The sequence below is a fragment of the Meiothermus cerbereus genome (genome assembly GCF_051297115.1).
Classification (GTDB): domain Bacteria; phylum Deinococcota; class Deinococci; order Deinococcales; family Thermaceae; genus Meiothermus; species Meiothermus cerbereus_A.
Genome location: NZ_JBEVAL010000026.1, coordinates 1 through 13595 on the forward strand (window position 1 = coordinate 1; position 13595 = coordinate 13595).

Genomic DNA, 13595 nt, shown 5'->3' on the forward strand with positions numbered 1-13595 from the left:
CCGCTTTCTCTTCAACCACGTCTACGGCATCAGGGCCCAGTGCGACACCAACGGCGGGGCAGGGATTAATGCCAGCCAGCCCAGCGCCAACAACACCACTATTGTGAGCAACCTGGTGCACGACATCGGCGATCTCTCGGCGGGCTCATGCACCCGTATCCACGGCATTTATCAGGGGAGCCCTAAGGGCATCATTCAGAACAACATTATCTACCGGGCTCGAGGCTTCGGGATTACCACCTGGCAGGCCGCCAATGCTGTGGTTATGACCCATAACCTTTCCTTCTCCAACCTCTATGGCGGTATCTCGGTGGGCTCGGGCGAAAACACGCTCGGCTACAAAGCCGAAAACTTCCTGGTAGCCAACAACATCGTGGTGGGCAACCCCCGCGGCATCAGCGAGGAAAACAACACCGGGGTTAATCGATTTATTAACAACCTGGTCTGGAACAACGCCACCAACTGGGTCTTGCTCACCAGCAGCCAGCAAAGCAGCCTGAACGAAGACCCGCGCTTCATAAACTTTAAGCCCGACGGCAGCGGCGACTACCGCCTGAGCAACGACAGCCCGGCCATCGACAAAGGTATTCGTGAAGCAGCCCCCAGCTTCGATTTTCTGGGCCATCCACGCATTATGGGCACAGCCCCCGACTTAGGCCCCCTGGAAATCCGCTAGGTGCCCGCGTTACCTATGGGGTTCTCATGAAGCGCTGAGTTCACAGAACCTGGGGCAAAGCTGTAACGCCCATTGGGTCAAACAGCCTGTCCGGGCGGCTGTAACTGACCTACACTACATGGAATGAGCGGGCCGTGTGTCCTACTAGAAGAGTTGGCAAGAGCCTATAGCCTGCGGGCAAAGCACTTGCCGGTTGCATCCAGTGCTCGCGGGAAAGCCGTCGAGCCTGGCTGGAAATCAATACCCGCATGGGAGGTTGTGTGCGCTTTTTGTTTTTAACCCAGTATTTTCCTCCAGAGATTGGCGCAGCGCAGGTGCGGCTGGCCTCGGTCATCCGTGAGCTGGTGCGGTTGGGACACCAGGTAGAGGTGGTCACGGCTTTACCCAACTACCCTACCGGGCAGATCTTTGAGGGTTACCGGGGCAGGCGCTGGCTCGAGGAAGACTGGGAAGGCGTACGGGTGGTACGCACCTGGCTCTATCCCGCCATGGGCACTGGCCCCAAGCGGCTGCTCAACTACTTCAGCTTTATGGTGAGCGCACTGGGTGGGCTGCTGAGGGTTCAGAAACCCGACTACATCTTTGTGGAATCTCCACCCCTATTCCTGAGCCTAACGGCCTACCTGGCCTCGCGCCGCTTTGGGGTGCCTTTTATATTCAATGTGGCCGACCTCTGGCCGGACTCGGTGCGCCAGCTGGGCCTCATGAAGGAAGGGCTGCTGCTGCGCCTGGCCGAAGGTCTGGAAGGCTGGAGTTACCGGCAGGCCCACTTTGTTACCGCGGTTACCGAAGGCATCCAGAAGGTTTTGCTGGAGGAAAAGAAGGTTCCTGCTCATAAGCTGCTTTACCTGCCCAACGGGGTTGATACCGAGCTGCTCAAACCCACAGCGCCCGACCTGGCACTTGCGCGTGAGCTGGGGCTAGAGGGCAAGAAAGTCGTTCTGTATGCTGGCAACCACGGTTATGCCCACGGCCTCGAGGTTGCGCTCCAGGCCGCCCAGCTTTTGTCGGATCCGCAGGTGGTGCTGGTGCTCATCGGCGATGGCTCAGAAAAGCCCCGCCTGAAGCAGATGGCGCAGGAAATGGGGCTTAGCAATGTGCGCTTCTTGGAGCCAAAGCCCCCCGAGCACATCACCAGGCTCTACTCGCTGGCAGTAGCCGGCCTTTCGACCCTGCGCGACTCGCCGCTATTCGAGATGACCCGCCCGGTCAAGATATTTGCCGGAATGAGCTGTGCCAGGCCCATCCTGTACACCGGCAGCGGCGAAGGTGCTCGCTTAATTGAGTCGGCCCAGGCCGGACTGGTGAGCCCCCCCGAGGACGCCCAGGCCCTGGCCCGCAACATCATGAGGCTGATAGAGAACCCCGCCCTGGCCGAGAAGCTGGGCCAGAACGGGCGGCGCTATGTGGAAGCCCACTTAAGCTGGTCGAGCCTGATACAAAACTGGCTTACCCAGCTTCAAGCTGGACAGCCCAAAAGCGAAAAAATTCCGGTATAAGGAGAACATATGCAGACTGTTGTAGACCCCAAAACCCTTTTGTTAAAGCGCATTGAAGACAAAACCGCCGTGATCGGCGTGGTGGGCATGGGCTACGTGGGCCTGCCTTTTGCTGTCGAGAAGGCCAAGGTGGGCTACCGCGTGGTGGGCATTGACCGCAGCGCCAAACGGGTGGAAATGATCAATCAGGGCCAGAACTACATTGGCGACGTAAAAGACCAAGATTTGCGCGAGCTGGTGGCCCAGGGCCTGATTCGGGCCACCACCGGCTTCGAGGTGGTACCTGAGCTCGATGTGGTGGTGATTGCCGTGCCCACCCCCCTCACCAAGAACCTGGTGCCCGATTTGCAGTACGTGGAGGGCGTAACCCGCGAAATTGCCGGGCATTTGCGGCCCGGCCAGCTTGTCAGCCTCGAGTCCACCACCTACCCCGGTACCACCGAGGAAGTGATGCTGCCCATTCTGGAGCAAAGCGGGCTCAAGCTGAACCAGGACTTCTTCCTGGCCCATAGCCCCGAGCGGGTAGACCCGGGCAACGCCCGCTACACCACCAAAAACACCAACAAGGTGGTGGGCGGGGTAGGGCCGGAGAGCCTCGAGGTCGCGGTGGCCTTTTACAGCAAAACCATTGACCACGTGGTGCCGGTGAGCAGCGCCAAAGCAGCCGAGCTGGTCAAGGTTTTTGAAAACACCTTCCGGGCCGTAAACATCGCCCTGGTCAACGAGCTCACCCTTTTGTGCGACCGCATGGGCTTGAATGTCTGGGAGGTGCTGGACGCTGCTTTTACCAAGCCCTTTGGCATTATGCCTTTTTACCCCGGCCCCGGCGTGGGCGGCCACTGCATCCCGCTGGACCCGCACTACCTCGAGTGGAAGGCCAAGGAGTACAACTTCAACACCCACTTCATCAACCTGGCCGGCGAAATTAACCGCAAAATGCCAGAGTTTACGGTAGACAAGGCGGCTCGAGTGCTGAGCCAGCACGGCAAGCCCTTGCAGGGCGCCAAGGTGGTGCTGCTGGGTATGGCCTACAAGGCCAACCTGGACGACTACCGCGAAAGTCCGGCCATCGAGGTCTTCAAGCTCCTGCAAAAGCGGGGCGCCGAGGTGGTCTTCCACGATAGCTGGACCCCGCACATCGAAGAACATGGCCTGGTCGCCGATAGCGTTGAGCTTACCGACGAGCTGCTGCAAAAGGCCGACCTGGTTATCATTACCACCAACCACAAAAACGTGGACTATGCCCGCGTGGTTGCGTTATCCAAAGTGGTGCTCGATACCCGCTACGCCACCCGTGGCCTCAAGGCCGACAATGTGGTGCTCTTGTAAGGGGGAATTATGAAGAATTTTGCATTGATTGGTGCGGCGGGCTACATTGCACCCCGCCACCTCAAGGCCATCAAAGACACCGGCAACAACCTGGTGGCCGCGCTCGACCCGTTCGACTCGGTGGGCATCCTGGACGCGTACTTCCCAGAGGCCGAGTTTTTTACCCAGCCCGAGCTTTTTGAGGATTACCTCTACAGCCTGCGCGGCACCCCCCAGCAGGTCGATTACGTGAGCATCGCCAGCCCCAACTACCTGCACAATGCCCATATCCGCATGGCTTTGCGGGCTGGCGCCGATGCCATCTGCGAGAAACCGCTGGTGCTCAGACCTGAAGAAATCCTGCAGCTCAAAGACCTCGAGGCCGAGACCGGGCGGCGGGTCTGGACCATTTTGCAGCTTCGCACCCACGAGGCTTTGCTTAGCCTGCAGTCTCGTCTGCAGGCTAAGCCCCAGCGCAAATACCAGCTCGACCTCACCTACATTACCAGCCGTGGCACCTGGTACCTGCGTAGCTGGAAAGGCCGCGCCGAGCAGTCCGGCGGCCTGGCCACCAACATTGGGGTGCACTTCTTCGACATGCTCACCTGGCTTTTTGGCAGGGTACAGCAGGTAGAGGTGCACCGCCGCGACGACACCGTGGCCTCGGGCTACCTCGAGCTAGAGCAGGCCCAGGTGCGCTGGTTTCTTTCGATAGACGTAGGCCACGTACCTGCCGCCCTCAGGGCCCAGGGCAAGCGCACCTACCGCTCCATGCGCTTAGACGGTGAAGAAATTGAGTTCTCCGATGGCTTTACCGAGCTGCACACCCGCGTGTACGAGCGCACCCTGGCCGGTGAGGGCTTTGGCCTGGACGATACCTACCAGGCCATTGCGACTGTGGCGCAAATCCGCACGCTGCCCCTGTCGAGCCAAACCTCCACCATGCACCCATTCCTCCAGACGGTCAAGCAATAGTATGGACTACTTCAAGCACGAGACCGCTGTCGTGGATGAAGGCGCCCAGATTGGCCGGGGCACCAAGATCTGGCACTTTTCCCATATTTGCGCCAGGGCTGTTATCGGGGAGAACTGCAGCCTGGGGCAGAACGTCTACGTGGCCAACAACGTGGTGATTGGCAACGGGGTCAAGATTCAAAACAACGTCTCGGTGTACGAGGGGGTGATCCTCGAGGACTACGTGTTTTGCGGCCCCAGCATGGTTTTTACCAACGTCCTGACCCCCCGCAGCGAGTTCCCCCGCAACACCGCAGCCGACTACGGCCGCATCCTGGTCAAGCGCGGGGCCAGCATCGGCGCCAACGCCACCATCGTTACCGGCGTTACCCTGCACGAGGGGGCTTTTGTCGCTGCGGGCGCTGTGGTCACCAAAGACGTACCGGCCTACGCCATCGTAGCTGGCGTTCCTGCCCGGGTGATTGGCTGGATGAGCGCGTACGGCGACCGCCTGGACTTTAGCCAAAGCGACACCGTAACCGACTCCCAGGGGCACGTTTACCAAAAGGTGGGCCCCCTCGAAGTACGGAGGATCAAGTGAAGACCCTGACCCAGATTCCCATCCTTGACCTGAGCGCAGAGGTAAACGAGCTATGGGACGAGCTCAACGCCGCCATACAGCGGGTTCTGCGCTCTACCCAGTTCATCATGGGGCCGGAGGTGGGGGAGCTCGAGCAGCAGCTTGCCCAGTACCTGGGGGTAAAGCACGCGGTAGCCCTGAACTCCGGCACCGATGCCCTGATTATCGGCCTGCGGGCGCTGGGGGTTGGGCCTGGAGACGAGGTGATTACCAGCCCCTTTACCTTTTTTGCCACCGCCGAGGCCATCAGCCTGCTGGGTGCCAAACCAGTATTCGTGGACATCGACCCCCAGAGCTTCAACCTGAACCCCGAGCTGCTCGAGGCGGCCATCACCCCCCAAACCAGGGCCATTATTCCGGTGCATTTGTACGGAAACCCAGCCGCCATGGGCAAGATACTGGAGATCGCCAGGCGGCATGGCCTGAAGGTGCTGGAAGACTGCGCCCAGTCGTTTGGTGCCCGCTACGAGGGCTGTGCGGGATGCCACTGCAACCCAGGCCCGCTGCTGCACCGCTTTAGCGGAACCCTGGGCGACGTGGGGGCTTTTTCCTTCTTCCCCTCCAAAAACCTGGGGGCCTACGGCGACGGGGGCCTTCTGGTCACAGCCGACGACACGGTGGCCGAGCAAGCCCGGATGCTGCGGGCCCACGGTTCGCGCAAGAAATACCACAACGAAGCGGTGGGGTATAACTCGAGGCTGGACACCCTGCAAGCTGCCATTTTGTTGGTCAAGCTGCCCCATCTTGAGCGCTACAACCAGGCCCGCCGAACCATCGCCCAGCGCTACAACGACGGACTGGCTGGCCTCGAGGGCCTCGTCACCCCAACCCTGAGCCCCGGGCATATCTTCCACCAATACACCGTGCGGGTACTGGGCAACAAGCGTGACGCGGTGCAGGCCCGGCTGGCCGAACTTGGTGTGGGCACCATGGTCTACTACCCGGTGCCGCTGCACAAGCTGCCCATCTACCAGCCGCTGGGGCTAGACCTGCCCGAAAGCGAGCGGGCAGCAAGAGAGGTGCTCTCGTTGCCCATCTGGCCGCAAATGCAGCAGGAAACCCAGATGGCGGTCATCGAGGCGGTAAAGACCGCGTTGCAGGGTTAGGTGTATAGACCGAAACGGGCTGGAGGGAGGAAGCGCTTTTGTGTGGTATTGCTGGTATCGCTTTACGTAAGCCGGGGGCCCTGAACTGGGCTGGCCGGGCGCTACAGGGTCTGCACCACCGTGGCCCGGACGATCAGGGGTGGCTGGCCTGGAGCCCCGCCGCTGCGGCCAGCCGGGGCAAGACCTGGGACGGGGCCCAGGGATCGGTGCTGCTGGTACACCGGCGGCTTTCCATCCTCGACCTGTCCGAACTGGGCTGGCAGCCCATGTCGAGCCCGGATGAGCGCTACCACCTGGTGTATAACGGCGAGATTTACAACTACCTCGAGCTGCGCCAGGAACTGCAGGCCCTGGGTTATTGCTTCCGCTCCCACTCCGATACCGAGGTGCTGCTGGCGGCCTGGGCCCACTGGGGCACGGCATCCTTACAGCGGCTGGAGGGCATGTTCGCTTTTGCTGTGCTGGACACCAGGGAACAGAGCCTTCATCTGGTGCGGGATTTTTTTGGGATTAAGCCGCTGTATTACTCGGCTTTTGCCGAAGGGGTGGGCTTTGCTTCCGAAATTCCGGTGCTGCTGGAGCTGCCGGGGGTTCGCCGCCAGGCCAACCCCGAGCGCCTTTACCGCTATTTGCGCTTTGGCCTGACCGACGACGGCGCACAAACGCTCTTTTCGGACATCCAGCAGCTTCCCGCCGCGCACTACCTGCGGCTCGATCTGAACAACCTGCAGCTTACGGAACCCCAGCGCTACTGGCAACCCACCCTGCAAAGCCCCCTCGAGCTCCCCTTTGAGGAGGCCGCCGAGGCCATAAGGGCTCAGTTTGTGGAGAACGTGCGGCTGCATCTGCGCTCGGACGTGCCGGTCGGCGCAGCCCTTTCGGGGGGCATCGACTCCTCGGCCATCGTCATGGCCATGCGCCAGCTCGAGCCCGGCCTCGAGCTGCACACCTTTACCTACGTGGCCGATAACGGCGTCTCGGAGGAGCACTGGGCCGACCTGGTGGGTCAGGCTGCCGGGGTTCAGGCCCACAAGGTTAAGCCCAGCGCCCCCGAGCTGGTAGCCGACCTTGACCACCTGGTGCAGGTGCAGGGCGAGCCCTTTGGCTCCACCAGCATTTATGCCCAGTACCGGGTTTTTCGGCTGGCCCGGGAAGCCGGCATCAAGGTGATGCTGGACGGTCAGGGGGCCGATGAGGTGCTGGCGGGCTATGCGGTGTACGGCGGCGCCCGCCTGGCCTCCCTGGTGCGGCAAGGAAGGTGGCTCGAGGCCCTGGCCTTCCTGCGCGCAAGCCAGCTCGAGCCCGCCCTGAAGGACACCTGGAAAAGCGCGATTGGCTTCCTGATACCCCCCCGCCTCGAGCCCCTGGCCCGTCGGCTGGCGGGACAGGAACTCACCCCACCCTGGCTTAATACCGCCTGGTTTACCGAACGCAACGTACAGCTCGTCTCACCCCGCGCCGCCCACGGACGGGATGTGCTGCGCCACGAGCTGCTGCAGTCCCTTACCGAGACCAGCCTGCCCAAGCTCCTGCGCTACGAAGACCGCAACTCCATGGCCCACTCCATCGAGAGCCGGGTGCCCTTCCTCACACCCAGGCTGGTGGAGCTGCTGCTCAACCTACCCGAGGCCTATGTCCTTTCGCCCCAGGGGCAGACCAAGGCCGTCTTCCGCCGGGCCATGCAGGGCCTGGTACCGCAGGCCATCCTGGAGCGCAAAGACAAGGTGGGGTTTGCCACCCCTGAAGAGCGCTGGTTGCAGCAGCTCGCCCCCTGGGTCAAACAACTGCTGGACTCAGAAACCCTGCGCCGCATTACCCCCTTTCATCAAACCGCCGTAAAAGCGGAATTCGCCGCCATCCTGGCCGGGCGCAAGCCCTTCGACTTCCGGGTCTGGCGCTGGATCAATCTGGTTGCCTGGGCCCGCACCTTTGACGTGCACTTCGACTAAACGCCCCGAACATCCCCTGTCCCTTAGCAAGGTCATAACATGTCCCAACCACTGCCCAAGATCGTTCACCTCACCTCGGCACACCCCCCCTTTGACGTTCGGATTTTTCACCGGGCGTGTGTAAGCCTGGCCCAGGCCGGCTACCCGGTGGTGCTGGTGGTTCCCCACGAGCGGGATGAGGTGCGCGAGGGCGTGCAGGTGCGGGCGGTGGCGAAGACCAGGGGTCGCCTGGGCCGCATGCTGGGCACGGTTTGGGCGGTCTACAAACAGGCCCTGGCCGAACAGGGGGACATCTACCACTTTCACGACCCCGAGCTGATTCCCATGGGGTTATTGCTGCGCCTACAGGGCAAAAAAGTGGTCTACGATGTGCACGAAGACGTACCCACCGACATCCTCAGCAAAAACTGGATTCCCAAACCCTTACGCAGGCTGGTGGCTGGGGCGATGCGGCTGCTGGAACACCTGGCTGGCAGGCTCCTGAGCGGGGTCGTGGCGGTTACAAAGCCCATTGCCGAGCGCTTCCCAGCCCACAAAACCATCCTGCTGCAAAACTTTCCACATCCGCAGGAGATTGCGCTTCTAGACCAGCCCTACCAGACACGGCCCGCCCGGGTGCTGTATGCCGGTAGCATCACCGCCGTGCGGGGGTTGTTCGAGATGCTTCAGGCCATGCAGCACCTGCAGGATCCCCAGGTTCGGCTGACCCTGATCGGGGCCTTTGCCCCACAAAGCCTGGCCGCCGAAGCCAAAAACCACCCCGGCTACCACCAGGTGGATTTTCTGGGTTACAAAAACCGCTCCGAAACCCTGGCCCTCTTGGCCAGCAGCCGCATTGGCCTGGCTGTTCTGCACCCCATCCCCAGCTTTCTGGTTTCGCAGCCCACCAAACTGTACGAATACATGATGGCCGGAATACCCTTTGTGGCCTCCGACTTCCCGCTCTGGCGGGAGTCGATAGGTAATGTCTCCTGCGGTCTATTTGTCGACCCCAAAAACCCCAGGGCCATTGCCGAAGCCATAAAGTGGCTGCTCGAACACCCCGCCGAGGCCGAAGCCATGGGGCAGCGTGGGCGGCAGCTAATTATCGAGCGGCTCAACTGGGGGGTAGAGTTCGCCAAACTCACAGCGCTGTATCAGCGCCTCTATAAGGCAGGTACCGCCCGTGGTCTGGAGGTCTGAATGTGTGGCATTGCCGGGGCATTTTCCAGTAATCAGCCAGCGCCCGTGCTGACAAAACTGGTCGGTGAGATCGTGGCCAGTCAGCTTGCGCGGGGCCCCGATCACCAGGCCGTGGTAGAACTGCCCCAGCCCGCCGGCCAACTGGTGCTGGGACACAACCGCCTGAGCATCATCGACCTGTCGGAGCACTCCAACCAGCCCCTGTGGGACCACAGCGGGCGCTACTGCATTGTGTTTAACGGAGAAATTTACAACTACCTCGAGCTGCGCGCCGAGCTACAGGGCCTGGGCCACCGCTTTCAGACCCAGGGCGACACCGAGGTGATTCTGGAGGCCTACAAAGCCTGGGGTAAAGCGGCCTGGGCACGCTTTATCGGGATGTTCGCCTTTGCCCTGCTGGATAGCAAAGCCCAGGAGCTCTGGCTGGTGCGCGACCGCTTTGGCGTCAAGCCCCTTTTTTACCGTCTGCAGGACGGCCTGCTGGCTTTTGCTTCCTCGACCGAGGCCCTGGCCCGGCACTTTGGCCTGTCCCCCAACCTGGAGTACGTCAGCAGGGGGCTGTATTACTACGTCTACGAAGACGATAGCGACATTTCGCCCTACACTGGCCTGCAAGCCCTGCCTGCCGGCCACCAGGCCTGCGTCCAACTCAACCAGCCAAAGGTCGAGCCCCAGCCCTACTACGACCTGAAAAGCCGGGTCGAGCAAAAAATACAGGCGCTAGAGGGCCTGGGGGAAAAAGCGCTGCTGGATGAGCTCGAGGCCACCCTGCACAGCGCCGTGCAGTTGCGCCTGCGTTCGGACGTGCCACTGGCCATCTCGCTCTCGGGCGGACTGGACTCCTCGCTGGTAGCAGCCCTGGCAGCCCAGCAGCACGAGCAGGTGGTGGGCTTCTGCTATGGCCATCCCCTGGCCCCCCGCTCGGAGGGCCCCCTGGCCCAGGCCCTGGCGCGAAAAGCCGGAATCGAAGTGCATTTTGTCTGGCCCGAGCAGTCCAAAGAGCAGCTCATCCAGGCCTTCGAAAAGACCCTGACCGCACAGGATGCACCCTTCCCCACCTTCAGCATCCTGGCGCAAAACTTTGTCTATGAAGCAGCACGCGCCGAGGGCTACAAGGTGCTGTTGGGCGGGCAAGGGGGCGACGAGGGCTTTATGGGCTACCGCAAGTTTTTCTTATTCCAGCTGCGCCATTTGCTCGCACGCAAGCGGTACGCCGAGCTGGCTGGCTTTGCTTTGGGACTGGCCTGGCTTTTGTCTGCAGAGATGCACAAGCTTGGCCTGTTCTGGCAGAACCGCCAGCGTTATTTTGGGGGGCCACCCCAGGGCAATCTGCGCCTGCCGGAGGCTCGGCTGACGCTTGGTGCCAGCAGTAGTCAGGCCCCCTGGTTGAGGCAGATGCTGGATGTAACGCGCTATAGCCTGCCCACCCTGCTACGCTACGAAGACCGCAACTCGATGGGCCATAGCATCGAGAGCCGCCTGCCCTTTGTGGACTACCGGGTGCTCGAGCTGGGGTTGGCCCTGCCGGTGCATCTCAAGCTGCGGCACGGCTACGGCAAGTGGGCCCTGCGCCAGGTCGCACGCGGCAAGATTCCCGAGTCTATCCGCACGGCCCGTTACAAACGCGGCTTCGACGTTACCCAAAGCTGGCTGGCCACAGGTCTGGGACAGCATCTGCAGGAGCAAATACAGGCCGCTGCACCCTTGCTGCGCGAGGTACTGAACCCCCAACTGAACCTGGCCCAAACCTATGCCTCCGCCCAGATGCAGCAACACCCCCGCCTGCTGGCCGAAGCCATCAGCCTGGTCTGGCTGGCCCGGAGGCTAAAGCGCTAAACCCGCCCGCCAGGAAGAAAACGGTGCACGCATGGAAAAACGCATTCACTACTTAGATTGGTTGCGCCTCTTGGCGGTCTTCCTGGGGCTGGTGTTTCATGCCGGACGACCTTTTGACAGCTGGAGCTGGGTCATCAAAGGCCCAGAAATCGGATGGCTGAGCTACTTTAACGAAGCCCTTACCACGGTGCGCCTGCCCCTGTTGTTTTTTGTTTCTGGCGCTGCAACCGTTTTCGCTTTACGCCGGGCCTCCGCCAGAGATTATGCCCTGGATCGTTTCAAGCGCCTCATCATCCCTCTGATGATGGGGGTTTTGCTCATCGTACCGCCGCAACAATACATTCGGCGCCTGACCCTAGACCCCCACAGCCCCCAGCATTTTGAAGGCAACTATGAGCAGTTTCTGACTGGCCCCTGGTGGGGCGATGGCAGTTTTTTGCTGGGCAGCTTACACACCGAACACCTGTGGTTTTTGTTGTATCTGTTTTACTTTTCGCTGCTGGCCCTGCCCATTTTTTTATACCTGCGAAGCCCCCAGGGGTTGGGGCTGTTGGCCGGGCTCGAGCGCTGGTTCAAGCAGGCCCCCTGGCGAATCTGGCTCCTGGTCATCACCCCCACCTTTTTGGGCGCCCTGCTCCCCCTGGGGCTGGGTTCGCATCCGGGCCTGGCCGAAGATCTGGCCAATCTCGGTTTTTACTTTCAGCTATTTGTTCTGGGCTATGCCCTGTACCTGTGGCCCGGTCTGCAATCGGTTATCTTTGAGCAGCGGCGCAATTTTCTGCTGGCTGGCCTTGGTCTGGTTCTACTAAAAGCCTACCTCTATGTGGCCGTTCTGCATCGCAGTCTGATCGTCTCGAGCGAACTGCTTCCCTACCACGAACTCTACTGGTCCCTGCGAGATCTGGCTGCCCTGTCGCTTATCTTTGCCGTATTGGCTTTCGCAAAGCAGTTTCTCAATCAACCCTCGGCTTTCTTGAACAGGGCCCACCACTGGGTTTATCCGTTCTACATCTGGCATCAGACCGTTATTGTGGTGCTGGGGTATTTCGTGCTCAAGCTGGCCCTACCCGCAGGCTGGTTACATGTTTTGCTGCTGGTGAGTTCGTTGGTGGTTACCGTGCTCTTAAGCGAGCTGGTACAGCACAGCGCAATAAGCCGTTTTCTTTTTGGCATCCAGCGCAAAATGAGCACCAAGGCCGGCGCACCCACGCCCCCTTCGCCTCAGACATCAGAAGCGAACCCACGCAATTAGGCCTGAATCAACCCCGTCCATTCCACCGGATTTTTCCGGCGGCTCCCAAACCCCGCAAAGACCCGCTACCGCTGGCGCAGGATGTAGCGCAAAGCGGCCTCGAGCTGTTCTTTGGGGTCTGCTTCCACCAGATCGGGTTCCACCCCGCGCCCTTCCCAGGTGGGGCCACTGAAGGGGGCCAGAACTCCATTCGCAACCAGGGCCACCCCGCCATCGGGGAAGCAGTAGGGGGTGAGGGCTTCGGTATTGCCGGCGCTGCGGGTGCCGATTAGGTAGGCCCTTCCGGCGTTTTTCAGCGCCCCGGCCAGCCCTTCAGCGGCAGAGTGGACGTTGCCATCAATCAGCACCACCAGGGGTTTTTGCGTTTGTGGGCGACCCAAGAAGGGGGTGGTGGGGAACGGAATGGCCCCCAGGCCCCGGCTCACAATGCGCCAGGGTACGCCCCGCATGAAGACCCCCGCGACCTCGGCCATACGCAGCACCAGCCCGCCAGGGTTGCCGCGCAGGTCGAGCACATAGCCCCGGGCCCCGGCCTCGTAGCGACGAATGGCCTCCTGCAGGGCCTGTAGGCCCTCTTTATCTACAAGATTGGCGATCCGTACAACCACCACCCCATCGGTAAAGCGCACCTGTGGCGCTTCATAGGGGGGGCTCGAGCTTGGGGTTGGGTTGGTGGGCTGGGGTTTGGCCTGCGGTGGGCTCGAGGGAGGCACGGGCTGGGCCGAGGGTGGAAGCAAGTCCTGGTCTTTAAAGGGCAGGGACAGGCACGGTTCTCCGCCCAGCAGACGCCGCGCCTGCTCAGGGCTCAACACCCTCGAGTGGTCGTCGCGCAGTTCGGCGTACATCTCGTCCAGCAAACGATACAACCCCTCCCAGTCCCGCACCTCGCGTAGCTTGAGCCGGTAGGTATCGCCCACGGTTTCCCAGTTCACGCCGTTGAAGCCCGTGTCGTAGTAGCGCTCTTTAACCAGCCTCCAGGCTTGCTCGAGGCGCAGGGCAAAAGCCTGGGTATCCTGGGCCAGAACCAGGCTTCCCAGAAGCATCCACCCCATCACCCAGCCACGCATAGCTGCATGATACGCGACTGGGTCAGGCCCGCAGTGAGCGCCATGCAGGTTTTGGCCGGTTTGCCAGGGCAAGCAAGTTCAAGCGAAAAGTGGACCTGGAGCGCTCTTCACAAATATTGAGCTGCT

Annotated in this window: 11 protein-coding genes; 10 read left to right on the forward strand and 1 reads right to left on the reverse strand. The window is 61.3% G+C overall.

All coding sequences use genetic code 11. From position 1 onward, the window contains the following. The 10 genes from ABWU19_RS07355 to ABWU19_RS07400 all read left to right on the forward strand — a co-directional run. Positions 1–676: choice-of-anchor Q domain-containing protein (locus tag ABWU19_RS07355; protein ID WP_435901059.1), on the forward strand; the 676-nt coding region annotated here is incomplete at its 5' end. Positions 677–936: 260 nt separating this feature from the next. After that, complete coding sequence (locus ABWU19_RS07360; protein WP_435901060.1) at positions 937–2175, forward strand: glycosyltransferase family 4 protein; 1239 nt, start codon at positions 937–939, stop codon at positions 2173–2175. A 9-nt stretch (positions 2176–2184) separates the two neighbouring features. Then, the gene (locus ABWU19_RS07365; protein WP_435901061.1) at positions 2185–3504 is read left to right on the forward strand and encodes a nucleotide sugar dehydrogenase; all 1320 of its coding nucleotides are present in this window, start codon (positions 2185–2187) and stop codon (positions 3502–3504) included. Positions 3505–3513: 9 nt separating this feature from the next. After that, a complete protein-coding gene (locus ABWU19_RS07370; RefSeq protein ID WP_435901062.1) occupies positions 3514–4458 on the forward strand; it encodes a Gfo/Idh/MocA family protein in 945 nt (314 codons plus the stop codon). 1 nt (position 4459) lies between these two features. Further along, a complete protein-coding gene (locus ABWU19_RS07375) occupies positions 4460–5038 on the forward strand; it encodes an acyltransferase (RefSeq protein ID WP_409659249.1) in 579 nt (192 codons plus the stop codon). Further along, on the forward strand, positions 5035–6183 hold the full coding sequence (locus tag ABWU19_RS07380) for a DegT/DnrJ/EryC1/StrS family aminotransferase (protein ID WP_435901063.1): 1149 nt from the start codon (positions 5035–5037) through the stop codon (positions 6181–6183). Before ABWU19_RS07375 ends, ABWU19_RS07380 begins: the two co-directional genes overlap by 4 nt. Before the next feature lie 38 nt (positions 6184–6221). Next, positions 6222–8132 (forward strand): asparagine synthase (glutamine-hydrolyzing), encoded by a 1911-nt coding sequence (asnB, locus tag ABWU19_RS07385; RefSeq protein ID WP_435901064.1) that lies wholly within the window; start codon positions 6222–6224, stop codon positions 8130–8132. Positions 8133–8171: 39 nt separating this feature from the next. Further along, positions 8172–9314, forward strand: coding sequence for a glycosyltransferase family 4 protein (locus ABWU19_RS07390; RefSeq protein WP_435901065.1), 1143 nt, complete (start codon positions 8172–8174; stop codon positions 9312–9314). Then, entirely contained in the window at positions 9315–11150 is a 1836-nt protein-coding gene (gene asnB / locus ABWU19_RS07395) for an asparagine synthase (glutamine-hydrolyzing) (protein ID WP_435901066.1), read from the forward strand. It abuts the gene before it with no gap. Between the two features lie 31 nt (positions 11151–11181). Further along, positions 11182–12402, forward strand: coding sequence for an acyltransferase family protein (locus ABWU19_RS07400; RefSeq protein WP_435901067.1), 1221 nt, complete (start codon positions 11182–11184; stop codon positions 12400–12402). A gap of 65 nt (positions 12403–12467) precedes the next feature. Here the strand turns inward: ABWU19_RS07400 and ABWU19_RS07405 are convergent, their stop codons facing one another. After that, positions 12468–13469 (reverse strand): S41 family peptidase, encoded by a 1002-nt coding sequence (locus tag ABWU19_RS07405; protein ID WP_435901068.1) that lies wholly within the window; start codon positions 13467–13469, stop codon positions 12468–12470. Positions 13470–13595: the final 126 nt, after the last annotated feature.